Here is a 25,267-nt window from a genome sequence, read left to right as displayed (position 1 = left end):
GCCATCCACTTTGTGTATGTGATGCAAAAACTGCTGCGCAGCAAGACCTTCCGCTGGTTTGGCCCTGACTCGCTCATTCCTAACTGGAAAGATTTGGCTGACTGCATCGGCATGTTCAAGTGGTTCCTGGGTATGGGCCCTCGCCCACGCTTTGACCGCTGGGCGTACTTTGAGAAGTTTGACTACTGGGCCGTGTTCTGGGGCGTGAGCATCATTGGCTTCAGTGGCTTGATGCTGGCTCTGCCAACGGTTACCGCCAAGTTCCTGCCAGGCTGGGTGTTCAACATTGCAACCGTGGTTCATGGCGAAGAGGCCTTCCTTGCAGCAGTGTTCCTGTTCACAGTGCACTTCTTCAACAACCATTTCCGCCCAGACAAACTGCCACCGCCAGACATCGTGATGTTCACCGGTTTGCAGTCTCTGGAAGAGTTCCGTGCCGACCACCCCGCTCAGTACCAGCGCTTGGTTGATTCGGGAGAACTTGAAAAACACCTGGTAGACGGACCTTCGAAACCAATGACCAAGGCCTCCAAGATTTTGGGCGTCACATTGATCATCGTAGGACTGACACTGTTGGTGATGGTTATCAATGGATTCCTGACCCAAGGCTGAGACAGTAACGAGAACTCTGGATAGTTGAAGAGTCAATAAAGCGGCCCAGCAAGTAAAAAACTTGCTGGGCGTTTTTTGCAATTAGAGACATGTCGTTGAACCGGTCAGCGACGGAGAAAAAAATGAAACACTTTATGGTTCGATGGGGTAGTGCTTGTTTGGTGGCGGCAGCCATGGCAGGTTGCGGTGGTGGGGGTGGCGGCGGTGGAACAACGCCTACGGCCCCAGTAATACCCAGCTCACCCGCTATCGTCGCAGCCAGCGCGTTAGCGGCTAATGACACAGCCATTAACTATGCAGCCTCGTTCACGGTGCTGCAAGATGCTGGCATACCAGCGGTGACGGTCCCCAGTCCCGGTGTCAGTCTTGCCAAAGTGAACTTCACTGTTTTTTCGGATGGCGCCTTCAAGAGTGGGTTGACCATCACAAATGTGAGTGCAGCCATCGCAAAACTGGTACCAGGAAGCAATGGAAATCCAGATGAATGGAAGAACTACACACACCGCACCCGGACTGCAGCGACGGCCGCCGTTGGTGTTGTTTACCCAGCAGCCATCAGCGCAACCCTGACATCACCCAAGGCGGCTTCAACGGTGCAGGCTTATACCGATCCCAAACAAACAAACGCAGCCCTATTGGCTGCGCAACTGGTTTACAACCCCCTGGGTTACTACACCTACACGTTTTCTACAGACATCAAGGACCCTACCAAGACCAATGGTGTGACCTATGAGCCCAACCTGACGCATCGCGTAGCCATTCAGTTGAGCTACACCAATGCAGCAGGAGAAGCGATCAAAGTCAACCCTTATTTTGACTTCACCATTGATGCCAATGGCAATGCTGTTGCGGTGACCGACCCAACCAAGACGCGCAAGATGACCGATGTTGCTTCTTGCAATGGTTGCCATGAAAAACTGGCCTTGCACGGCGGTGGCCGTGTTGATACCCAATATTGCGTGATGTGCCACAACCCAGGTACCACCGACCCCAACAGTGGCAACGTGCTCACCCTGGCCACCATGGTGCACAAAATCCACTCCGGAAAATTACTGAAGAAAGCAGAAGCTGCCGGTGGTGAAAACTACACTGTGCGTACAGCAGATTTCGCTGAAGTGGGCTTCCCCCAAGACCTGCGCAACTGCACGGTCTGCCACTCAGGTGCCAACCCCAAAACCCCTCAAGGTGACAACTGGAAAACAAAAGCCTCCAAGGAAGCCTGCTTGACATGCCACGCGAGCAACACTGGCTCTAAATGGGATACAACGCACACCGCACTGGTCGCCATGATCCTTGGCGCAGGTACTCCAGCCAAGTCGATGAGCAACCAGCAGTGTGCAGATTGCCATAAAGCAGGCTCAGCCATATCCGCCGAACGTGTTCATTGGAATCAGAACGAAGAGAATGCCTCCAAGTACAAAATGAACATTGAAAGTGTCATCTTTAACGACACAAGCAATCACAAAGCCCGCACCGTTTCGGTCAACTATTTCCTTTCAGATCCAACGAACGGAAACTCAGCCTATAACTTGGTAACCAACGATTGCACGACCACTACCGTTAATAGCATCACGACACCCGTGTGCACTGATACATCCAAGTTCGGTAAACTGCGTTTCTATCTTGCCTACCAAAACATGGTGGGACAATCTACCAACACCACCGAGTATTCGGCCTATAACAATGGCGGAGGAAACGCAAATGTCTATGCATACAAAGGTACCGCTCTTGGTGGAAACCATTACACAATAGACATTCCACTTCCTGACGACACAACGACGGCTATTGCAACTGGGACTGCCCGCGTTGTCAGCATGGGACAAATCAAGGAACCACTACTGCAAGTCACTGCAGCAATAGATCCGCGACCCGAAGTTACGCCTCAAGTGCTGGTCAGTATCGTTGCACAAAACGCGTACAAAGAACTTGCTATCACAGGCAACTTGCAACCAAGACGCACCATCGTAGCGACTGAAAAATGCAATATCTGTCACGGCGCGCTGGGAACAACCTCAGGCTCAAATACGCTGTCAGAAGCTATTCACGGTGGTGCCCGTAACCGGGTTGAAGCGTGTGTGGTCTGCCACGATGCAAACAAAACTACCACCACGATCATGACGGACGGTTCGGCTTTCAACGAGTCTTACCAGTTCAAACGGATGATTCACGGTATTCATGGCAACTCCAAACGGACTTATCCGTTCACGCTTGGTAACCTGGTTCAGGGTAACTTCTGCAACCCGGCCAACACCAGTGCCATTGCCCAGGCGGCATGCAATAACACCTTGACTTTTGCAACAGGTGTCGAAAACTACGCAGCCGAAGTTTCTTGGCCTGGCGTGGGCATCAACTGCAATGTCTGCCACGTCAACGACTCCTACAAAAATGACCAAGGCCCGCTGGGTGCCGTGATCCAGAAACCCACTGGCGTCACCGACCCCAATCAATGGTTGGTCATCTCGCCCAAGGCCGCCAGTTGCACCGCCTGCCACAACGGATCCACCGCCAGCGGTGTGCGGGTTATCGACCACATCACCTGGTTTGGTGGCGCTTCATATGGAACAACTCAAGCTGGAGTCTCCGCCCTGCCACGCGAAACCTGCGATGACTGCCATGCCAGTGGCGCCAAGAATGTGGCCACCGTCCACGGACAAAAATAATGATGAATACGACCAAATTCAAAATTGCCATCTCGATCCTCGGCATCTGTCTGCTCGGCATGTTCGGGCCAGCCCAAGCCGCTGAACCCGTGGGCGCTGCACTCTGCGTCAGCTGCCACGACGAGGAAGACCTGCCGGACATGAGCAACAGCCCCCATGCTATAGGCGTTAAAAAGCCCCCGATGTCAGCCGCCGCTAAAGCGTTGGCAAGCCGCCCCATGGGTGACGTCTTGAACTCAGGTGCACCTGATTGCATCACCTGCCATGGTGCCAGTGACAAGCACGCCCACAAACCACCAGGCCCAGACCTGCGCCCACGTCCTGACCGTACTTTTAACAAAGTATTCGGCAAAGTATCTGCCATTCCTGAAGCCGACCGCAGCCGTGTTTGTCAGTCGTGCCACGACAAGGATTCAAAGCGCGCGCTCTGGGTTGGCAGCCAGCACCAAGCCGCCGATGTGGCTTGCGACAGTTGTCACCAAGTGCACACCAACAAAGACAAAGTTCTGAACAAAATCACTCAACCTGACGTTTGCTACACCTGCCACAAAGAACAGCGCACGCAGATGAACAAGCCCTCACACCACCCGGTGCCAGAAGGCAAGATGACCTGTTCTGATTGCCACAATACACACGGTTCAGCAGGCCCCAAACTGGCCAAGCGCGATAGCACCAATGCCACCTGCTACACCTGCCACGCAGAAAAACGCGGCCCGTTTGTGCACCAACACGACCCCGTCGCTGAAGACTGCTCCAACTGCCACACCCCCCATGGCAGCACGGTAGCAGCGATGTTGAAAACACGCGCGCCCTTGCTCTGCCAGCAATGCCATACACCCCATGTGGCAGGTGGCGTTGGCGCACTGGGTGCCCCAGTGACAGCACAGACAGGTGGCAAAAATGTTGCCAACATTTGGCAAGGTCGCAGTTGCATGAACTGCCATACGCAAGTACACGGCTCCAACAGTCCGTCGGCTACCAATGCGACGCTTCCGCTTTTGATGCGCTGAAGCACGGAGAACCAACATGAACACCAACGTTTTTTCAGTTAGATTTCCTCGCACAGCACTGGCTTTTGCCTTGATGGCGGCATTCGCCCCCTTGCATGCACAAACCACCGTCACCGAAGGCACCGTCAACATCGGCGCTGGCCTTGTAGACGGTTACAGCGCCGACCGGGCGCTCTTCAGCCAATACAACAGCCTGCGAAGCAGCAGCAACGGCGTCGGCATGCTGGGCATTGACTACAGCTTGCGCGAAGAAGAAACCGACACCTGGATCAAGTTCCAAGGCTCCAATTTGCTGGGTGACACCCGCGAACTCAATCTGGTCGTCCGTAATCCGGGTGAGTGGAAGTTCACGGAAAATTACAGCGAATTGGTCCACTATGACCTCAACACCATCAGGACCGGACTGATTGGTGCAGGCTCAAGCTCGCCGCAAGTAAATGTGGTGACCGCAGGTACGGGCTCAGAACTCGAACTAAAAACCAAGCGCACCAGCATCGGTATCGGTCTGTCGAAGTGGATCACACCCTCCATGCAGTTTGAGCTTGACCTGAAAACAGAGAAAAAGGAAGGCTCCCGCCTGTTCGGCATCGGCATGAACTGCATCTCGACAGCCGCGCCTGGCTGCGGCAGCAACCCATTAACCAGCACCAACTGGGCGGTGCTGATGCTGCCAGAACCGATCAACGCCAACCACAGCCAGATCGACGCCCGCTTAAGTTACTCGTTTGAAAAGTTTCGCTTTAACGTGGGCTACTACGGCTCTTTTTACCGAAACAACTACGGCACGCTAACCGCCAATGTTCCTTCAAACCTGAATAACCCGCTGGGTGTCTCGCAGCCCCTGGGCACAGGGCTGCGAGGCATTTTGGGTCAGTCACTGGCTTTGTCGCCAGACAACGAAGCGCACCAGGTTGACCTGAGCGGCAACTACGACTTCACGCCCACCACGCGCGGCACCTTCAAAGTCGCTTACGCAACGGCAACGCAAAACGACAACTTCGCAGGCGCACTGCTAGGTGGTGCCCCTGCCGGTGTCACCAATCTGGGCGGACAAGTCAACACCATGCTGACTAAAGTTGGCCTCACCTCTCGCCCACTTCCCCAGCTCACCCTGCTGGCCGATGTGCGCTACGAGAACAAGGAAGACAAGACGCCCATCGCCACCTACAACACAAACGGCTCGCTCACCTATACCAACCGCGATTTGCCGAATCTGAAAGAACATGCCAAGTTGCAAGCCAGCTGGCAGTTTTCCAAAGACTACCGGGGCACGATCGGCACAGACTACGAAACCATTGACCGTGGCGTGTTCACCTCCACCAGCGCCGTGTCGGGTCTGAGCGCCTTGCGCCAAAATACACAAGAGACCAGCTTCAACGCAGATATTCGCCGCAAGATGGCGCAGAATTTCAGCGGCTCCATCGGCGTCTCTACCAGCCAGCGCGACGGCTCCAACTGGTTGAAGCCCAACAGCGTTACAACAGGCGTCGCCGAAATCAGTAACCCGGCTACTGGTCTCGCCTCCACAGCGATCTACATGCCCACGCTGGCCAATCGGCAGCGCGACAAAGTCAAGGTCTTTGCCGACTGGCAGCCCAACGCCGACATGACATTCCAGTTCAGCGCCGAAGACGGCAAAGACAAGTTCAGTGCCCCCACGGTTTATGGCCTGCAAGAAACACGCATGAACCAATACAGCGTCGACTGGAACTACGCGCTGAATTACGCCTGGTCCCTGAACGGCTACGTATCTCAAGGCGTGCAAACTTTGAACCAGTTGCGCCCAGCAGGTTCCCTGATGGCGTTTGAAAACACCACCACCAGCATCAATATCGGTATTGCCGGCAAAGCCAGCAGCAAAATCAATGTGGGCGCCAACCTGACGTTCTCAAACGACAGAAGCATTTATGCCCAAACGCTGGACGGTTCAGCCAGCGCGAGCGATGCCGCATTGCTGGCCTCCACCGGTGGCTTGCCCGACATCGTTTACCGCCAGACAGTTTTGAAAATGTTTGGCAAATATGAGCTCGAGAAAAACTCCTCGCTGCGGCTGGATGTGATCTACCAACAAGCTGCTGTCAGCGACTGGACGTGGGTCTCTTATGCCTATTCTGACGGAACCACCGTCAAACAAAACGCAACACAAAACGTTGGCTTCATAGGTCTCACTTACACCTATCAGTGGCAATAGCCTGAACGAGCAAAACATGTTCTTCGCCAACTTAACCGAGTTCGATACAGGGCGATTACCTGCCCACAACCCGCCAAACACTCTCTCCGAAGTCAGTGGTATTGGTTTTTTAGTAACTCCCTTGGAGACACTCATGAAATATTCTGAGATATCAGAGAAAAAGCTGCCCACGCGGCGCTGGATGCCGTATTTGGCCTCCAGTGTGCTCGCGCTCGCTATTGCCGGTTGCGGCGGTGGCGGTACCGGTGCAAACAGCACCGCTGCAAACACAGCAGCAGCCACCATTGACAGCACGGCTGCATGGAAAGCACTTGCACCTCAAATTACCATTACCAGTGCCAACATTGACACAAAGCCAGTAGTTAACTTCACAGTAAAGGATGCTACCGGCAAGCCGGTCACTGGTATTGGAGGTAAATCAAAAAGTGCAACAGCATCTGTTGCCAGTTTGACAAATATCGCTTTTACTTTAGCCAAGTTGGTACCAGGAACCAACAATCAGCCTAGTAAATGGGTCAGTTACATCGTTACAACGGCACCTGTTTACAACACAGCAACACCACCAGTCCTTCAACCCGTCCTCGGCACATTTCCTGCTAATGACAAGGAAGGTGCCCTGACCGATAACGGAGATGGAAGCTACACCTATACCTTTTATCGAGATGTCAAACAAGCCGCGACCCAAGTTGCTGCACTGGCAGAATTTGCTACCCCAGCGCTTGTAGCTACTGCAGCTACGGCATTTAAATACCAAGCTGATTTGGGTGATGTCACCTTTGATCCTACCTTAACCCATCGCGTAGGCATCCAAATTGGTGGAACGGCCCCAGGTACTGGCACAAATTACGTTGACCCACTCACACTCTTGCCGATCGCCACAGGCGCGCCAGTGGGTGTCAGCATGGTCAACGCAGGCAATGCTTGGTTCGACTTCCGTCCTGACCACAACCCGATTACTTCCACGCGTGAAGTTGTCAAGCTGCAATCATGCAATGACTGTCACGCAGGAAAAGTTCTGGCCCATGGAAGCCGCGTTGATCCAAACTACTGCGTGACCTGCCACACGGATCAGATCAAGTACAGTTTTAATCAGGAAGCTAGCACGGCTGCAGGAAGCAACGGTCTAATTCTGAACGGAACAACCCGACCAACAACTGCAGTCATTGATGGCAGAGCCGTTGGCAATTATCCGAACATGGTTCACAAGATCCACATGGGTACGGAGTTGGTCAAACAAGGCTATTTCTTCAATGCTGCCTCTGAAGGTATGTTTAATGAAGTGAAATTCCCTCAGGATCAACGCAATTGTTCTAAGTGCCACAACGAATCACTGACACCCGTTAATCACAACGATGCCGGTAATTGGAAAACAGTTCCAAGTCCATTGGCTTGCGGATCTTGCCACGACGGTATTAAATTCACCGACGGCACCGGCACCACCACTTCAGGCAAGACGACTGGCCATGGCGGTTGGGCTTTGAAAGGCGTAGCTTCTGCTGACCCAGCGTTGTGCAGTACCTGCCATGATGCAACCAGCATTGCTTTTGTTCATACCCCGGTAACCCCACCAGATACGAACAATTCACTGCTTTTAGGTGGTACGAACGCTAATACAAACGCAGCTTGGATTGCTTCGAACACAGCAAACCGCCCAGCAAATTCAATCAAAGTGACCTATGACATTAAATATGTCTCTCGTGTAGGAACTCATCCTGTCATGAGTTTCAGAATGAAGCAAAACGATGTCGTAGTGCCTTTGAACATCTATACACCATCAGCAAGTCCACCTGTTACTGAAATCTGGAATAACTTCATGGGTTCACCTAGCGTGTACTTTGTTTTCTCTGTACCACAAGATGGCATTGCTACACCCGCTGATTTCAACGCATCAGCATCTAGCTACCTGCGCAGCCTTTGGAACGGTACAGCAACAGGAACTGGTGCAGGAACACTTGTAGCAGATACCGTTAATACTGGCTACTATATTGCGACACTCACCAACGTGATCATTCCTGATAGTGCAGTAATGCTAACTGGTGGATTAGGTTATACCTACAACGTGACTAGTAGCTTGCCACTGACTCAGACAAATCTGCCGGCATATCCAGTAGTCGCGGCAACAGGAAGCGGTCTCACAACAGGGATGCCAAATCAAACTGGTGGCTTAATTGTTGTCGCCCCTGATGTGCAAGTTGTTGCGTCTAAGGGATGTGTTGCAACAACATTAGCACCGAATGCAAATTGCACAAGCTCTGGTGGCTATACAGGCCGTCGAGCCATCGTTGAGGATGCACGTTGCAACAAGTGCCATCAGGAATTGGGTGTCTTTACGGCTGAATCTTTCCACGGTGGACAGCGCAACGATGGTACAACTTGTGCATGGTGTCATACACCAAATAAGACAAGCTCTGGCTGGGGTGCGGACTCCACTAACTATATACATGCCATCCACGCAGCGTCAAAACGAGTTGATCAGTTTACTTGGCACGCAACTGCAGTGCCGACTACAGCAATGCCAAAAGGAGATGGGTTCTTTAGTATCGGCTTCCCTGGCGTATTGAAGAAATGCGAAACTTGTCACCTGCCAGGTACTTATGACCTCGCAGCGACCGCATCTGCTGCTGCGTTGCCTAACAAGCAATATCGGACTGTAGCCACAGGTGTGATAGATAAGACCTCAATGACTCCATTGAACGCATTCTCAGTTTCACCGTACCTTCCAGTGGCAAACCCTAGCACCTTCAACTATGGCGCTGGTTTCTCGTTTAACGTAGCAACAGGGGCGACGACGCAAGCAGCAGGAACTACGCTAGTTGATTCACCAGTCACCACCGTTTGCTTTGCCTGCCATGACAGCAAGGCTGCACAAGCGCACATGAAGGCTGAAGGCGGTTCGATTTACGTTGACCGTGCGACCGCCCTAAACACTCCAGAGCTTTGCATGACCTGCCATGCTTCTGGACGTGTGGCCGATATCAGGCTCATGCACTCGAAATAACGTGAGTCACGTTAGATCGAATTAGCAACTATCTGGGGTCGTGCAAACGGCCCCAGGTTAAGCCAACCAAAACAGAAAAAAACTAACCCGGATGTGGCGACGTATCCGGGTTTTTCGTTAGAAAGTTAGTATGCAATACCGATGTTTCTTACTGGCGCTGACAGCAAGTGCCATGCTCATTGGGACCAGTGTGTCATTTGCCGCCGATAGCATCAGCACAAGCCCGGATAGCGTTGCAACGAGCAAAAAAGCCATTGCCGCCAAACGCAAAGCACAAGCCAATGTGAAACAGGTCAACATTAATGCCGCAACACGCGATGAACTTAAAACGTTGCCCGGCATAGGCGATGCAGAAGCTGACAAAATTATTGCTGGCCGACCCTATGGCAGCAAAGGCGGGCTTGCAAGTAATAATGTTTTGCCAATGGACAAAGCGCTGGCGATCAGAGACTTGGTGTTTGCGGGGAAACCCAACAAAGCAGGTGCGAAGAAGTCACCTACCAACACCCCAAAGAAATAGTCATTGACTTGTTCTCATTCATTTACCGGCCCAAAGGCCGAATGGTTTAACAAAATTGGAGAACCAAATGCAATTTAAATTACGTTTAATACCGGCAGCAGTGGTTGCCTTGACCATCGCCGCCTGTGGCGGTGGCGGCGGTGGCGGAACACCGGCCAGCAACGCCACCAGCGGCGTCGCTGTGGATGGTTACCTGAGTGGCGCCACCATCGTCTGCGATGTGGACGACAACGGCATCGTCAGTGCCAGTGAATTAGCCGCTGCGGTCGTTACCGATGCCAATGGCAAATTCACGTTTCCCAATGGCTGTACGCATGGAATGATTGCCAGTAAGGGTACGAGTGCAGACACAGGACTTGCGTTTACCGGCTTGCTGAAAGCACCCAAGGGCGCCACCGTGATTTCACCGCTGACCACCTTGTTGGCTTCTGGCACCCTGAATGAAGCGGCTCTCAAAACGGCTCTGGGCTTGACTACAACGACAAGTTTGCTCAATACCGACCCTGTCGCGCTGGCCGACCCATCATTGCTCCAGAAAACATTGGTCATTCAGCAGTTGATACAAAAAACCGCTGAGCTGATTGCCGGACTTGCACCTGCAGCAATTAACGCAGGTGTAACGCCTGCTGCAATTTACGCAGAAGTAGCAAAAGCCGTTGCAGCTAACCTGACTGCTGGCAGCTCGCTTAATAGCGCCACACTCCTTCCAGCCGATGTCACGCCGCTAGTCAGTGCGGCCATCACAGCAGTCAATACGGCTATCCCGTCCGTCGGTACCATCTTGACTGCAGTTGGTAAACCAACGCCAGACGTGCTGGCCGCTGTGGCTGGACCCGCCCTTGCGTCTCAGGCACAAGCCATTTTGAGTGCTGCTACGCCCACAGCCATCACAGCAGCGACTTTGGACAAGCAAAGCAATACCACCATCACAAGCGTCATTACCACAGCGGTAACGGACGGTTTGCTAAACGCAACTAGCACGACGACATCTGCAGCCGCGGTGGCGACCACAGTGACAACGGCCGCAGCAACGCCCACGCCAGTCCCCGTCTCTAAAGACTACCTGTACCTGGCCAACAACACCATCAATCTGGTGGACGGCGGAACGACCAGCGCCTACTCGATGGCTGATTTCCAGTCGGCAGCTGGCATCTCCGTGAAATGGCCCTTGACCAACTTGGCCGCTGTCACCTTCACTCTCTCGGAAAATGGCACAGCTGTACTGCCTAGCGGTCAGTTAACGGCGGCCATCTCGGTCAGTGATACAGCCGGTTCTGGACAGGTCAAGGCCTACATTGACAACGTGAATGTCACCAAGACGGGTGGCGTGATACAAGTCACCGTGCCCACCACAGCCAATGCGCTGGTTTACGCTGTGTCAGGCTCGGGCACATTTACTGGTCTGGCAAGTTTCACTTCAGCCGTTTGGGGTGCCAACAATACGATCACAGCAGGCTCTTTGAGCAGTCTACTGTTGGGCAGTACTGTTAACTCGACGTTCACCAGTTTGGGCACGAACTTCAATAGCCAAACTGCTTTGGGTGGGAAATATAAGGTTAGTATCGTCGTCACGAATCTGCCTTTGCGTCAAACTGATGGAACGCCATTCAAGAGTGTGACTGTTGTGGTCCCGACATCTCTTGTCTCAAATGGTTCAAGCAAAACTGTCACTGGTTTGGGTCTCGAAGGCTTTATCACACTGACTAACTGATGTACTTAACATGCTGAAACCTCTTGCCGACATCTTCGTCGGGTTAGGCAAGCGGACATTAACCAGGCAAGCTTTCAGCTTCCTGGTTATTTGTCTTGCTCTGCCCGCATCGGCTGCACCGCTGGATGCTTTATTGACTGCCTTGCCGGAACAGATAGCGCCGAATGGCTATCTGGAAGTTGGCGCAGACCACATGAACGAAGCGCTTGATTTTTTCAAAATCAGAGACAGCAACAAACTGGCATCAGGCTCATCAGCAGGCGACTACCATGGTTCGCATATTGAAGGTGCTTACAAAGTAGCTGACGGCGCGTGGCTTTCAGGCAGCTTTTGGAAGCGCGACATCAGCGGACTGGCGGACAACGACTATCACTTCAACAGTTGGCGGGCGGCTGGCTTGTATCGTTTCGTAGAACAAGATGGCAAGATTCCGGCCATAGCCGTAAAGGTGTCGGCGTGGGGCAATTACGCCAGTGAAATGGGATCAACTTCACCCGTTCACGTTCCTGGCGCAACGCTTGTCAAAAATCAAAACCTGAGCACCGTCAAGATCACAGATCCTTCCGACCGTCAATTGCAAGCAGATTTGATAGGCACCTGGAAACTCTCGCCCTCGACGGATATCAGCGTGCTACTCAGTGCGGGTAGTACTCAATTGTCCTATGGTGAGTTGTCAGCCACGGCAACACTGAATAGCGACGGATGTAGCTACCAACTTCGTTTTATCGGTAATAGCATTCTTGGAACTTGCGATCAGCCATTCAAACAATTTCTTGACAGCAGCGGGAGCTATGGCGTTGACGTCAATAAAGAACTCGGCTGGCGCGGTAACTTCATCCAGGTCGGTGCCAACGCTGCCTGGCGCAGCGGCCCCTGGACCTTGCGCGGTGGATATCTGTTTTACGCCGTGCAGCGCGAAGCGGTGGACGATATTCTGGCCTCACGCGGCTGGACGGTTTACAACCAGAGTCAAAACCTTTTGCTCGAAGCCAACTACCGTTTTCACCCGCATTTGACCGCCTACGCCCGCAGCCAGTTAAGCAGCACCATGTTTTTCAATGAAATGCCGGTGACCTACAACACGTTCTCGTCAGACCTGTTCGGGACTCGCTACTCGCTGTTTACCGTCGGACTGCGAGCAGATTTTTAACCTGCGTCGGTTGCATCCTGGCGCACAGTTTGCTATGAATTAAATAGCTTCTTACGCTTAAAGGACGTTGGCTACAGGCTGATTTGATATAAAAAAACTTGCATGTCATCCCCATCAAAATGCTTCGCAGTTTCTGGCAAAGGCATCCCGAAGCGGAAAACGTCCTACGAGAGTGGCACTCCGTGCTGGAGCACGTCGAATTTAGAGACTTCAATCATGTGCGGGAATTTTTCAACTCGGCAGACTACGTTCCGCCGTACACCATCTTTGATGTAAGTGGAAATAACTACCGCGTTGTAGTGATTGTTAGTTACAAATTCAAAAAGGTTTTCGTGCAAAAGGTATTGACTCACCGTGAATACGATGACTGGAACAAACTTTATCGGAAAGGCAAGGTGTAGCAGTATGCAAGTAGCTAACGCTCAACTCAATATCGGGGCTCTGCAAGCTTCATGGCAGGCGTTCGACGCCATAGCGCACCTGCGCCCCATTCAAAACGAATCAGATGACGACCGTAGGGTCATACTAATGAATTCACTTTTGGAGGCAACCTGTGACGATGACGAGCACCCCATGTCTGGTTTGCTTGAGTTGGCAAGTGAACTGGTATCGCGCTACGAACAAGAACACCATGCCATTGAACCGGCGAGTCCGAAAGATGCATTACGTTTTCTGATGGACGCACGCGGTTTAAAACAAGATGATCTCGAGGCCATTGTTGCCCAAAGTAACTTGTCAGCCATTCTGGCCGGCAAACGAAATATCAGCGCCACGATGGCTGGCAAACTAGGTCAGTTTTTCGGCATCAGCCCTGCTGTATTCGTACCAATTTAAGCAACCCGGCTCACACGTTGATATTAAATAAATAGCTACCTACGCTTACTAGACGGTGGCTACAGGCCGATTCGCATGTTATTTAGGCACTTTATCAAAGAAAACCTCTTTGAGCATGTTCGTGCAGTGTGCGATGGCCGCCACCACATGCGGTATGGACTGCGCCACCTCGGCTTCACGCTCGATGACAAACTCAGCGGTCAGTATCAAGCGCTGCAACCGGTCATAGGGGTCAGCCACCTGGCAGACCTTGGCAAAGTCCAACAGTCCTTGCCGGGCCGAGAAAAACGACTTTTGACCGCATAAGTCCAGCGCCAGTACATCCTCGGGAATGTAGGCCGTGGTGTTGACCACGTCAAATGCCGGTGCCAGACGGCAGTCGCTGGTGGTGGGGTCGGTGTAGAGCATGCTAAAATTTTTCAGATGTGCATCGCCATTGCCCACCACACACGACAGCGCCACCATGTCAAAAAGCGCCTGCAAAGAGGCCGTAACGTGAGGGCCGGAGGCAAAAGCTGCAACCAGTTTTGCCACATGGGTGTAACTGGTTTTGTATTTCTCGCGCGATGAAAATCCTGCCAGCACCGCCATGTCTTCAAACCCCAGGGGGGTGCCGTCAGGCGTTCGGTCGAATCGCTGCATGACGAACAGTTCTTTGTTTTTTCTTCAAAACTGACGCCATCCCGAATAGGGGCAAGTTTTCGTCGGGCCTGTGCGGCACTCACTACTCGCTGTTCACCGTCGGACTACGGGTATATTTTTAGCCTGCGTCGGTGGCAACCGCGCTCACACTTTGCTATTAATAAAATATCAGCTTACGCTTTCTGGACGAGGGCCTACAGGCCGAGTAACCCTAAACCGGCTCAAGGCTAACGGCTACGCTTACATTTAGTCCTCATAGTTTTTTCTTAGAAAATTTTTACTTTCGAAGTAAAATTTTTCTAAACGGAGTGAAAAATGGTTGGACGCACTGTCGGATACGAATTTCTAAGAGAGCAACTTAATCTCAGCGCATTTCCATGCGCGCGACCGGCGCGAATCGCGAGTGTCACAAAAGTCATTCAAGGCCCAGACAGCCTGGAAATACCCGCCAGTGTCGCGCCCGCCTCGCAAATTCCGCTGGATCACGTTTTGTTCGCCTTGAAGCACGAGGGCATCAACCTGCAAGTGCTGGCCCAGGCCTTGCCGCGGATCCCAGCCGCTCAGATCATGGAAGCTTTTCGAAGCAGTCCAGCCAGTAAATACATTCGCATAACGGCTTATTTATGGGAGCAGTTTTGCGGTACTGAAATGGCGGGTATTCCTGCTGCGATTGGCCCCTACGTTGATTTATTTGATGGAAGCAGGTATATAACAGGGCAGCGAACACGAAATACTAAATGGCGCGTAGATTTCAACGGTTTAGGAAACATTAGATATTGTCCAACGGTTGAGCGAACGAATATTATTTCTGAGCTTCTTGAAAAAAATACGCTACAACGTGCACAAGAATTTATATCAGGGCTCGACCTCGAATTACTTGACCGGACCATGAGTTGGTCTTATTTAAGTGAGACAGAGAGTTCGTTTGCTATCGAACGCGAAAACCCAAGCCCAAGCAAAGCAGTAGCCTTTACTGAATTACTAAAACAGGCGCGAGATACAACGCCAATCACCGAAGAATACTTGGTCCAGTTGCAAAACATGACGGTGACCAACCCCATGGACCACGATATGCAGTTTCGTCATCGTGTCAATTGGTTGCGAGGTCCCGGTCGTGGTGTTTTGGGTATTACTTATGTTCCGCCAACGCCTGATTTGATTCCTGAAATCATGGATTCGGTTATGGACTTGCTCAATCATCCGCCGATCAATGTCAGCCCGATTATTATTGGCGCACTAGCGAGCTTTGCCTTTGTCTTTGCGCATCCGTTCATGGATGGAAATGGGCGTTTGTCGCGTTTTATTTTTCATAAGGCTGTTTGTAAATCGAAAATTCTTTCGCAAGGATTGGTCTTGCCCATATCAATTGCCATGAAACGCAATGAATCCAATTATCTGCAAGCCCTGAAATCATTTTCAGTACCAGCTCGCAGGCTTTGGGATATATCGATGATTGATGATGAAAACTTTGATTTAAAATTTAAAGGTGAATCATCAATTTATCGATATTGGGATGCAACTCAATGCGTTGAATTTGGACTTAAAATGGCACAACAAGCGCTTGAACTCGATTTATATAATGAAACAAGTTATTTAAAGAAATACAATACTATTTACGATAAAATAAATAGTGAAATTGACATTAATAATAACGATTTATCACTTATGGTGCGCTTGTGTTTGCAAAACGATGGTTTGGTTTCCCTCAGCCAGCGCAAAAAATTTTTGGCTAATGGCTACAAAGAAGAGACCATTAAGATGGTTGAGTCAATTGCAACATCGGCCTTAAATGGCGGAGCGACGACTCTTTAAAGAAATTCAGCTTTAATGCGCCGCGCAGCGCTGGCCTCTTGCTCCAACCGCACCGCCTGCTCCTCCACAAATTCTGATATCTGCACGGCAAAGGCACGCTCTTCTTCAAGGTAGTCTGAACTCATCGCCACGTCTTTGGCATGCTTGTGCACCAGCTTTGCCAGTCGTTTGGCCTCACGATTCAAGACGCCACAGTCCACGCCGCAGCGCTGAGCGAAATCAGCAAGGGCAAAGCTCTTGACGTCATCCAGAACAAACACATCACCAAAAGCCATGGCCAGTTCGTGGTTCACGCCCGGGTACTGCACCACGCTCACCAAGTCGTACCAGGGCGCTGGCTCCAGACCTTGACTCTGCACAAAAAACGAATAGTTCTTGCCATGCGCATCGCTGTTGCCAATCAAAAACTGAAACAACGCCCATCGCAACATATTGAGCCGTGCAGCCGCTTTGTTGATGGTTTGCGCGACACGGGCAAAGAGAACTTCAAAACTGACGCCATCCCGAATATGGGCCACCATTTCGCCGTTGCCGATATTGCGCTCGTACTTGAAGCTGACGGGCATGTCTGAGGCTTGGCACGCATCAATAACGTGCAGTCGCCGCACGGTCAAATCATCTGGCCCCTCGGTGACAAGTCGGTCAAAACGGGTCACCACCAGCACCGGCAACGGTGCGCGCAAGATACTCACCGCCGCAACCGGCAAGCCCATGCGATGGGCCAAGGTCATGCAGTAATGTTCGTTAACAACCAGGTGCGGCATGTCAGCACCCAAAGGCTGCGGCTTGAGCAGATGCGTTGAAGCCAAAGGCGGCTCTGCCAAAAACATGCGCCCGCCTGCTGCTAGTGGTGAATCCAGATAGACCAGCAATTTGTCTTGGTAGCCGGCAACGGATATGCGAGGGTTGCCGTCCCAGATCACAAAAGGGATTTGCGCCCGCTGAGCCAGTCGTGCATCAAGCTCTGCCAGTGTCAATTCACGCGAAGCAGGCCGTGGGCCCGTTCCAGGGAGATCTGTATTGGGCGGCCAAAACCGAAATGCGCCCGAGGTCTCAACGCCCAACGCGTAGATGAGTCCAAAAATATTCGCCTTGGAAAGGTTGTAGGTGGTCGCCGAGATGTCCAACGCCCGACCTTCTGGCAGCAGGTTTTCAACAAAGCGTTTGACAGCGCCTGGCGCGTAGCCGGTGGCAGGCTCAATCAAAGGCAAAGCGGGCGACAAGGGAAAGGCGTCTTGCGATTGAATCCAGGACGGTTCATAGCGAAGCGACCAACGATCCAGTGTGGGATCGTATTCAAGGGTACTCACTGTCACTCCATCAGCAATCAGGAGCAGCGAGTGGCTCACGGTTGAGCCTCGGCGAGTAGAAGCGTTCGCAGCGCAGGATGGCTGCGGGCGGAAACAACGAGGCACAAGCCCATGCCATCCAGAACTGACAGCAACTTTTCCAAACCAACGCTGCCCTGACCATTTTCCAACCGGGAGAGCAGGTCAACAGAAACATGTGACAGCGCGGCAGCATCGTCAATGCGTAGCCCTTGGTCTTTGCGTTGCTTGCGAACCATCCGACCGATATCCGCCATTTGATGAACCATTTGTGGTGCTGGCAGAACAAACGCAGTTGTGTTTTGACTTTGGCTCTTTGAAATTTTTTGTGTCATAAAAAGATTTCGGAAAATTGGAAACAACTTGATAAATGAAAAAATATACTATAAGTTTCTAGTTTTCCGAAATTATATTGATATTTACAATTTTCTTAACTAATTTCTACTAATCCGAAATTTTCTATTAGTAGCCCAACACCAACGCTTGCATTCCGGCAATCTGTCTGCACATGGTTTGTTTACGAAACCAGGTATTTCAATGACTTCTTTGTTTTCTCCCGTTCAAGTCGGCCGCATCCACTGCGCCAACCGTGTCGTCATGGCGCCGCTCACCCGCAACCGCGCACCTGGCGCGATTCCAACGCCGCTTATGGCCACTTATTACACGCAGCGGGCTGACCCGGTGAATGGCGCAGGCCTGATCGTGACTGAGGCCACCGCCATCAGCCACCAAGGGCAAGGTTATTCCGACGTGCCCGGCATCTGGAGCGATGAACAAGTAGCAGCCTGGAAACTCATCACCGACTCGGTTCACGCCGCTGGCGGCAAGATGGTCATGCAACTCTGGCATGTGGGCCGCGTCTCGCACGTCGACTTGCAACCCGGTGGCCAGGCGCCGGTGGCACCCTCAGCCATTCAAGCCAAGACCAAAACGGTGCTGATTCGTGATGGCGTGCCTTCATTTGAAGACACGTCCATGCCACGGGCTTTAACAATTGAAGAGTTGCCCGGCATCGTTAACGACTATCGCCGCGCGGCCCGCAACGCTATTGCAGCTGGCTTTGACGGGGTTGAAGTACACGGCGCCAACGGTTATCTGCTGGACCAGTTCATGCGCTCGGGCTCCAACACACGCACCGACGCTTATGGTGGCAGCATCGAAAACCGGGCCCGCTTTTTACTTGAAGTGATGACCGCTGTGACTCAGGAAATTGGCGGCGACCGTGTCGGCCTGCGCCTATCGCCCGTTACCCCGGCCAACGATGCGCAAGATCCGAATCCACAACCGTTGTTTGACTACGTGGTGGCTAAGTTGGCGCTGCTGAACCTGGCTTTTCTGCATATCGTCGAAGGCGCTACCGGTGGCGCACGTGACTTTGTGCAGGGCGACACCCCGTTTGACTATGCTGCGTTGCACACCACTTATCAAAATGCGGGTGGCAAGGGTGCCTGGATGGTGAACAACGGGTATGGCGCAGAACTAGCCCAGCAATCACTGGACGCTGGGGCTGATTTGGTGGCGTTTGGTCGTCCCTTCATCTCAAACCCTGACCTGACCCGCCGCCTGCGCGTAGGGGCTGCTTTGAACGAGCAAGATCGCACGACGTTTTACGGCGGTGGCGCTAAAGGCTATACCGACTACCCCGCGTTGGTTTGAAGAGAGCGTTAATTTAAAAAGGGCCGCGCCTGCATCACGATGCGGGTAAATAAGCGGTCAAATAAAGGATCCCGCGGATATTTACCGGAAAGGGGGTCGCAGTTTTTAGCAAAAGCAGCGTCCAGTTCTTTCCAGTCCGCCGCATTCAACACCCGTAGCGCAGCGGGCAAAATCACTGTTTCTTCCAGGCGCATGTGCTCCACATAAAAGCCCAGATACAGCTTCAGCGCGTCATTGAAGGCAACTCGGCGCGAATCACCCACCAGTTCCCAAGCCAGTAGCAAGTGCTGCAATTCCCGCACCGCAGACTCGCCCTTGAGGTGGTCTTGGTCAAGTCGGGCTATTAACTCAGCCGTTTCTGGCGCCAGCAGCGCCACCCGGGGAAAGAGCAACTCGGTCTCTTTGGTGTGGTGCAAGCGGGTAGGGAACTCGTCGACGTAAAACAGCATCGCCCGCATGACATCAAAAAAAAGTTCAGCCTCATTGCCAGGATCCCGGTCGACCATGCGCGTAAGCGACTTAAGCATGGCGGCAAGGGCCAGGTGCTCGTCCTGAATGATGCGAATACTCTCGTGAGCCATGAGGGAGTCTCCTTTTTTATAAGAGTTTCATCTTAACGAACTCAAATTACCTGACTATTTTAAATTTTGACCATGATTAAGGGCTATTTGATAAATGATAAAGCTGTGGATAGAGCTGGCATAAACCACAAGTTATCCACAGACAAATCAAAACCTTGAAAGTTGTTCCTTTTTTGGTTACACCAGAAAAGCAGAGCAGCGCACATGAGTTGTCATCATGTAAGTCATTGAAATTAAATGAAATTATTACCTTATCCACAGAACAGGGCATTCCTTATCTACTACTACTATTAAAAAATAGAATAATTAGAAGATAGCAATACCCAGACAAAACATCCTGTCTTGCAGACGGCAGGAACCCTGATTTCATTCAAGTAAAATTTGCCTGGACAGAAGCTTGGACCCTGCTTCCGGACAATTGCATTCCTACTTTTTTTCTATTCCCTTTTTAAATGCCTGTTTCATCATCAAACACCCCGACAGAAGCTGTGCCTGTTTCTTTTGAAATAAAAAGTGCACAGTTGCCCTTGGTGGCGCTGATGCTCATGACCAGTGACTGGGATCGGTTGGCGTTGGATGTTTCAAAGCAATATGGCGTGAAGGGTGAAGAACCAGATTTCTTTGACCACGATGCACTGGTTATTGACTTTTCACACCTGCCTTCAGACCTGCCGTTGCAAGACATGAAGCCTTTGCTGGTCGCGTTGCGTTTGTGTCGTCTGGTGCCGGTCGCCGTGCGGGGCGCCAGTGAGCTTTGGCTGGAAGCGGCATTGGCAATTGGATTGGTTGAAGCACCGGTAGATTTGCCCCGCGTTCGCCCGGTCGCGGCGGCACCTGTGGCAGCACAACCCGTGGCCCAAGAGGTGGTGATTCGGGAACTGGTGCGTGAAGTCCCCGGCCCGCTCACCATGGTGGTCGACAAGCCGCTGCGCTCAGGGCAAAAAATCTATGCCCGAGGCGCCGATTTGGTGGTGTTGGCCATGGTCAACCAGGGCGCTGAAGTGGTGGCCGATGGCAACATTCATGTCTATGCGCCGCTGCGCGGTAAAGCCATGGCTGGTGCCAGCGGCAATGTGAACGCCCGCATTTTTTCCTTGTGCCTAGAGCCCGAATTAATTTCGATCGCAGGCATTTACCGCACCAGCGAGCATCCCTTGGCGCCTGAAGTGCGCGGCAAGGCAGCGCAAGTGCGCTTGAGCAACGATGGGCAGGACAAACTGCTGATCGAAGCCCTGAACAACTAATTTTTATTTGAAAGACCTCCCTTCCATGGCAAAAATCATTGTGGTTACTTCGGGCAAAGGCGGTGTCGGCAAGACCACCACCAGTGCCAGCTTTGCTACCGGCCTGGCCATGCGCGGCCACAAAACAGCCGTTATTGACTTTGATGTGGGCTTGCGTAATCTTGACTTGATCATGGGTTGCGAGCGGCGTGTGGTGTATGACCTGATTAACGTCATCCAGGGTGAAGCGAACCTGAACCAGGCGCTCATCAAGGACAAGCAGTGCGATAACCTGTTTGTGTTGGCCGCTTCTCAAACCCGCGACAAAGAAGCCTTGTCCCAAGAAGGCGTGGCCAAGGTGCTTGATGACCTGGCCGCCATGGACTTTGAATTCATCGTCTGTGATTCGCCTGCGGGTATCGAAACCGGCGCCATGATGGCGATGCACTTTGCCGACGAAGCGCTGGTGGTCACCAACCCCGAGGTGTCTTCAGTGCGTGACTCAGACCGCATCCTGGGCATGCTCTCAAGCAAAACCAAGCGCGCGATTGAAGGGCTGGCACCCATCAAGGAACATTTGCTTATCACCCGCTACAACCCGGCACGCGTCAACCAGGGCCAAATGCTGTCGCTGGAAGACATTCAGGACATTTTGCGCATCAAGCTGATTGGGGTTATTCCCGAGAGCGAGTCGGTGCTGCAAGCGTCCAACCAGGGCGTACCCGCCGTGCACATGCAGGGCAGTGATGTGTCAGAAGCCTACAAAGACGTGATTGACCGCTTTTTGGGCACCGAGAAGCCGATGCGTTTCACTGAGGCGCCCAAGCAAGGCCTGCTGAAGCGTCTCTTCGGGGGGAAATAAAGTGATGTCATTCCTCTCTTTTTTCATTGGCGAGAAAAAGAAAACCGCCAGCGTGGCCAAGGAACGGCTGCAAATCATCCTGGCACACGAGCGCAGCGGTCGCAATGCCGCCGAGCCTGATTACCTGCCGGACCTTCAGCGTGAACTGATCGCCGTGATCAGTAAATACATCAAGATCAATCCGGCCGACATCAAGGTCAACCTTGAGCGTCAGGACAACCTGGAAGTGCTGGAAGTCAAGATTGAGCTGCCCGACAACCGGTAGTCGCTAGTTTTACAAGTCAACGGGCCTTTTGGGCCCGTTACTTTTCGTGATCTATGTCAAATCAGCACATTTGGTTACAGGGTTGTCTTAAAATTTATCCCTATTCAAAAAATGGTGATATCGCCATTAAATATGGAGACAACATGAAATCACATCCACGTTTACGCTTGGCAATTGCCGGCATTTCATTGGCCGTTTTGTCTTTGGGCGCGACTTCCGCTCTCGCTGCCGATAAAACAGGGCGAGAAGTTGTAGAGCAGGTTTGTGCCGGCTGCCACACCAGCGGTAAAGACGGCGCGCCCAAGATTGGCGACGTGGCCGCCTGGACGCAGCGCTCCAAAAACGGATTGATCAAATTGACCGAACACGCCATCAGTGGCATTGGGAAAATGCCCGCACACGGTGGGCAATCCAACCTGAGCGACCTGGAAATGAGCCGCGCCATTGCCTTCATGGTGAGCTTTGGCCACGCCGTTGACCCCAATAAACCTTACGCTTCGCCGACGACGGTGACCGCCGAGCAATTGGTGGGCAGCCATTGCGTGAATTGCCATGGCACCGGGGTTGCTGGCGCGCCACGCATTGATGACTTTGCGGCCTGGAAACCACGCCTGCAGAAGGGCATGGACAGCCTGGTGCAATCAGCCATTGGCGGCCACAAGGCGATGCCCCCCCGTGCCGGCATGGCCAGCCTGACCGACACCGATCTGCGCAACGCCGTGACCTACATGGTGGTGCAGAGCGCCACTTACAAACCCAAACTGGCCTTGCTGGACAAGCCTGCTGCCAAGTAATTGGAAATCTGCCTGCGTTGTTATTGGCTATATAAATAATAGCTGCTGGCGCAGGTAGCACGGGGGCTAGAGCCTGATTTAGCTTAAATTTTGGTAGGTTTCCAGCGTTTGAGCAGCAAGGCGTTGCTCATCACGCTGACAGAACTCATCGCCATCGCGGCCCCGGCCACGACCGGGTTCAAAAAGCCCAAGGCCGCCAGCGGAATACCCGCTACGTTGTAGGCAAAAGCCCAAAAAAGGTTTTGCCGAATCTTGCGCACGGTGCGGTCTGAAATATCGAGCGCTGCAAGCACCAGCGCCGGGTCGCCGCGCATGAGGGTGATGCCGGCCGCGTGCATCGCCACATCGGTGCCGCCACCCGGGTTGGCCATGGCCATGCCGACATCGGCCGCAGCCAGGGCCGGTGCGTCGTTGACACCATCACCCACCATCGCCACCGTGTGGCCACCGACCTTGAGCGCCATTACTTTCGCGGCTTTGTCGCCCGGCAGCACCTCGGCCAGCACCTCGCCGTTTTCTGGACTCAAGCCCAAACGGCGTGCCATGGCGTTGGCGGCACCCAGGTTGTCGCCAGAAATCATCACGCAGCGGATGCCACGCAAACGCAAGGCGGCCAGTGCTTCTTTGGCGCCGGGCTTGGGTTCGTCGCCAAACGCCAGCAAGGCCAGCACTTGAACACGTTCCGCGTGCTGCGCGGTTGCCGGCAGGCGTTGCGCCATCACCGAGACCGTCGCGCCGGTGTTTTGAAGTTCGGTGACTCGGGCGCGGCGGGCGTCAGCGTTAGCGCCCCAGTCGGCGCCCAGTTCGTCCATCCAGCGCAGGCTGCCGATCAGGGTCGCGGGTGCTGACGCGTCTGTGGTGAGTTCGCCTTCAGTGCCACGGCCCGGCACGGCGCGCACCTGGTGTGGTGGCGCAATGGGCAGACCCTGTTCTTTGGCCGCGTTCACCACCGCTTTGCCCAGCGGATGCTCGCTGCCGCTTTGCAAACTGGCAGCTTGCGCCAGCAAATCATTTTGCACCGACGAAAGCGTGGTGGGCAGAGTGATGATTTCAGGATCAGTGCTCGGAATATTGTCATTGCCCACCAACTCAAAATGCGTCAACCGGGGCCGTCCCAGCGTGAGCGTGCCGGTCTTGTCAAAGGTCATCGTGTCGACCTTGTGCGCCAGCTCCAGTGCCTGCGCGTCTTTGATCAAAATGCCAAATTGCGCCGCCACACCGGTGCCCGCCATGATGGCCGCCGGGGTCGCCAACCCCAGAGCGCAGGGGCAGGCAATGACCAGCACCGCCACCATGTTGATGAGCGCTTGCTCGAACGGGTGGCCGGTGAGCCACCAGCCCAGCAAGGTGAGCAGTGCCAGCACCAACACCACCGGCACAAACACCGCGCTGACCTGGTCCACGAGTCGCTGAATCGGGGCTTTGGCGGCCTGGGCGTCTTCTACCAAGCGGATGATGTGCGACAAAACAGTCTCGGCGCCCACCGCCTTGACCCGCATCACCACGCGACCGTCGCCATTGATGGAGCCGCCAGTCAGTGCGGACTCCACGTTTTTGGGCACGGGCAGGGGTTCACCGGTGAGCATGGACTCGTCGACCTCGGTTTGCCCTTGCAGCAGCGTGCCGTCGACCGGAAAGCGTTCCCCGGGTTTGACCACCAACTGGTCGCCCACCAGCACCTCGGCTACGGGCACGTCCACTTCGCCATCAAGCCCGATCAGGTGCGCCACATCGGGCCGCAAGGCGTGCAGGGCGCGAATGGCGGAGGTTGTTTGGCGCTTGGCGCGGGTTTCCAGCCATTTGCCTAACAGCACCAGCGTGATGACGATGGCCGAGCCCTCAAAGTAGAGGTGCACCATGGCGCCGTTGGCAGCCGTTAACCACAACCACACCGAAAGCGCCCAACCGGCTGTGGTGCCAATCGACACCAGCAAGTCCATGTTGCCGGTGAGCGCCTTGAGCGCGTGCCAGCCGGCTTTGTAAAAACGGGCGCCCAGAATGAACTGCACGGGGGTCGCCAGCGCAAACTGCAACCAGGCCGGCAGCATCCAGTGCAGGCCCAGCAAGTCGCCGAGCATCGGCAATGCCAGCGGGGCCGACAGTGCCAAGCCGATGGCCACCGGCATGAAGCCCGCCCAAGGCGAAGTTTCTTGTTGGTCAACCGCGGTATTCGCTGCCACCGGCTCGTAACCGGCATCGCGCACAGCGCGGCGCAAGCGTGCCTCCATCTGCTCGGAAGGTGCGTAAACAATGCGGGCCGATTCGGTGGCCAGATTAACCGCTACGTCATGCACACCGGGCACTTTTTTCAGCGCCCGCTCGACCCGAGCCGAGCATGAAGCGCAGGTCATGCCGCCGATACCGATGTCCAATGTTGGATTTGTTGTGGTGTTCATAGCCCGTGTCTGATGCTTGCCA

Annotated in this window: 20 protein-coding genes and 1 pseudogene; 16 read left to right on the top strand and 5 right to left on the bottom strand. The window is 53.4% G+C overall.

Translation table 11 applies throughout. From position 1 onward, the window contains the following. From WCG50_RS03020 to WCG50_RS02975, 10 genes and pseudogenes are all read left to right on the top strand, one after another. Positions 1 to 612: pseudogene (locus tag WCG50_RS03020) on the top strand (cytochrome C); the annotation flags it as partial. 122 nt (positions 613 to 734) lie between these two features. Continuing rightward, entirely contained in the window at positions 735 to 3,272 is a 2,538-nt protein-coding gene (locus WCG50_RS03015) for an OmcA/MtrC family decaheme c-type cytochrome (RefSeq protein ID WP_336898087.1), read from the top strand. Positions 3,273 to 3,274: 2 nt separating this feature from the next. Continuing rightward, on the top strand, positions 3,275 to 4,282 hold the full coding sequence (locus WCG50_RS03010; protein ID WP_336898086.1) for a DmsE family decaheme c-type cytochrome: 1,008 nt from the start codon (positions 3,275 to 3,277) through the stop codon (positions 4,280 to 4,282). Between the two features lie 16 nt (positions 4,283 to 4,298). Continuing rightward, positions 4,299 to 6,473: an MtrB/PioB family decaheme-associated outer membrane protein gene (locus WCG50_RS03005; RefSeq protein WP_336898085.1), complete on the top strand. Its 2,175-nt coding sequence runs from the start codon at positions 4,299 to 4,301 to the stop codon at positions 6,471 to 6,473. A gap of 16 nt (positions 6,474 to 6,489) precedes the next feature. Continuing rightward, positions 6,490 to 9,471 (top strand): OmcA/MtrC family decaheme c-type cytochrome, encoded by a 2,982-nt coding sequence (locus tag WCG50_RS03000; protein WP_336898084.1) that lies wholly within the window; start codon positions 6,490 to 6,492, stop codon positions 9,469 to 9,471. A 190-nt stretch (positions 9,472 to 9,661) separates the two neighbouring features. Further along, positions 9,662 to 9,991, top strand: a complete 330-nt coding sequence (locus WCG50_RS02995; protein WP_336898083.1) for a helix-hairpin-helix domain-containing protein — start codon at positions 9,662 to 9,664, stop codon at positions 9,989 to 9,991. Positions 9,992 to 10,058: 67 nt separating this feature from the next. Beyond that, positions 10,059 to 11,702 carry a hypothetical protein gene (locus WCG50_RS02990; RefSeq protein WP_336898082.1) on the top strand — a complete coding sequence of 548 codons (1,644 nt, stop codon included), beginning with the start codon at positions 10,059 to 10,061 and terminating at the stop codon, positions 11,700 to 11,702. A gap of 10 nt (positions 11,703 to 11,712) precedes the next feature. Continuing rightward, positions 11,713 to 12,852, top strand: coding sequence for a hypothetical protein (locus WCG50_RS02985; protein WP_336898081.1), 1,140 nt, complete (start codon positions 11,713 to 11,715; stop codon positions 12,850 to 12,852). A gap of 98 nt (positions 12,853 to 12,950) precedes the next feature. Beyond that, positions 12,951 to 13,253, top strand: a complete 303-nt coding sequence (locus WCG50_RS02980; protein WP_336898080.1) for a type II toxin-antitoxin system HigB family toxin — start codon at positions 12,951 to 12,953, stop codon at positions 13,251 to 13,253. A gap of 4 nt (positions 13,254 to 13,257) precedes the next feature. Then, on the top strand, positions 13,258 to 13,686 hold the full coding sequence (locus tag WCG50_RS02975; protein ID WP_336898079.1) for a helix-turn-helix domain-containing protein: 429 nt from the start codon (positions 13,258 to 13,260) through the stop codon (positions 13,684 to 13,686). 78 nt (positions 13,687 to 13,764) lie between these two features. Here WCG50_RS02975 and WCG50_RS02970 read toward each other — a convergent pair whose 3' ends face one another. Beyond that, positions 13,765 to 14,337, bottom strand: a complete 573-nt coding sequence (locus tag WCG50_RS02970; protein ID WP_336898088.1) for a HipA domain-containing protein — start codon at positions 14,335 to 14,337, stop codon at positions 13,765 to 13,767. Between the two features lie 306 nt (positions 14,338 to 14,643). Between WCG50_RS02970 and WCG50_RS02965 the strand changes: the two genes are divergently transcribed. Beyond that, positions 14,644 to 16,140, top strand: coding sequence for a Fic family protein (locus tag WCG50_RS02965; protein WP_336898078.1), 1,497 nt, complete (start codon positions 14,644 to 14,646; stop codon positions 16,138 to 16,140). Here the strand turns inward: WCG50_RS02965 and WCG50_RS02960 are convergent. Beyond that, positions 16,137 to 17,489 (bottom strand): HipA domain-containing protein, encoded by a 1,353-nt coding sequence (locus WCG50_RS02960; protein WP_336898077.1) that lies wholly within the window; start codon positions 17,487 to 17,489, stop codon positions 16,137 to 16,139. The two genes, WCG50_RS02965 and WCG50_RS02960, sit on opposite strands and share 4 nt — an antisense overlap. Continuing rightward, a complete protein-coding gene (locus tag WCG50_RS02955) occupies positions 17,486 to 17,803 on the bottom strand; it encodes a helix-turn-helix domain-containing protein (RefSeq protein WP_336898076.1) in 318 nt (105 codons plus the stop codon). The genes WCG50_RS02960 and WCG50_RS02955 overlap by 4 nt, the downstream gene beginning before the upstream one ends. Positions 17,804 to 18,005: 202 nt before the next feature. Between WCG50_RS02955 and WCG50_RS02950 the strand changes: the two genes are divergently transcribed. Beyond that, entirely contained in the window at positions 18,006 to 19,124 is a 1,119-nt protein-coding gene (locus tag WCG50_RS02950; protein WP_336898075.1) for an alkene reductase, read from the top strand. A gap of 8 nt (positions 19,125 to 19,132) precedes the next feature. On the opposite strand, the gene WCG50_RS02945 is transcribed toward WCG50_RS02950, so the two are convergent. Continuing rightward, complete coding sequence (locus WCG50_RS02945) at positions 19,133 to 19,705, bottom strand: hemerythrin domain-containing protein (protein ID WP_336898074.1); 573 nt, start codon at positions 19,703 to 19,705, stop codon at positions 19,133 to 19,135. A 452-nt stretch (positions 19,706 to 20,157) separates the two neighbouring features. Here WCG50_RS02945 and minC point away from each other — a divergent pair, with 452 nt between their 5' ends. The 4 genes from minC to WCG50_RS02925 all read left to right on the top strand — a co-directional run bounded on the left by minC (position 20,158) and on the right by WCG50_RS02925 (position 22,849). Next, positions 20,158 to 20,949, top strand: coding sequence for a septum site-determining protein MinC (gene minC, locus WCG50_RS02940; RefSeq protein ID WP_336898073.1), 792 nt, complete (start codon positions 20,158 to 20,160; stop codon positions 20,947 to 20,949). A 25-nt stretch (positions 20,950 to 20,974) separates the two neighbouring features. Beyond that, entirely contained in the window at positions 20,975 to 21,790 is an 816-nt protein-coding gene (gene minD / locus WCG50_RS02935; protein ID WP_336898072.1) for a septum site-determining protein MinD, read from the top strand. A 4-nt stretch (positions 21,791 to 21,794) separates the two neighbouring features. Continuing rightward, positions 21,795 to 22,055 (top strand): cell division topological specificity factor MinE, encoded by a 261-nt coding sequence (gene minE, locus WCG50_RS02930; RefSeq protein ID WP_336898071.1) that lies wholly within the window; start codon positions 21,795 to 21,797, stop codon positions 22,053 to 22,055. A gap of 143 nt (positions 22,056 to 22,198) precedes the next feature. Further along, positions 22,199 to 22,849 (top strand): c-type cytochrome, encoded by a 651-nt coding sequence (locus WCG50_RS02925; protein WP_336898070.1) that lies wholly within the window; start codon positions 22,199 to 22,201, stop codon positions 22,847 to 22,849. A gap of 83 nt (positions 22,850 to 22,932) precedes the next feature. On the opposite strand, the gene WCG50_RS02920 is transcribed toward WCG50_RS02925, so the two are convergent. Beyond that, entirely contained in the window at positions 22,933 to 25,245 is a 2,313-nt protein-coding gene (locus WCG50_RS02920) for a heavy metal translocating P-type ATPase (RefSeq protein ID WP_336898069.1), read from the bottom strand. Positions 25,246 to 25,267 lie beyond the last annotated feature (22 nt).

The sequence above is a fragment of the Rhodoferax sp. genome (assembly GCF_037143375.1).
Classification (GTDB): domain Bacteria; phylum Pseudomonadota; class Gammaproteobacteria; order Burkholderiales; family Burkholderiaceae_C; genus Rhodoferax.
The sequence above is the reverse complement of the archived record's forward strand: the minus strand, read 5'-3'. Positions and strand labels throughout refer to the sequence as shown.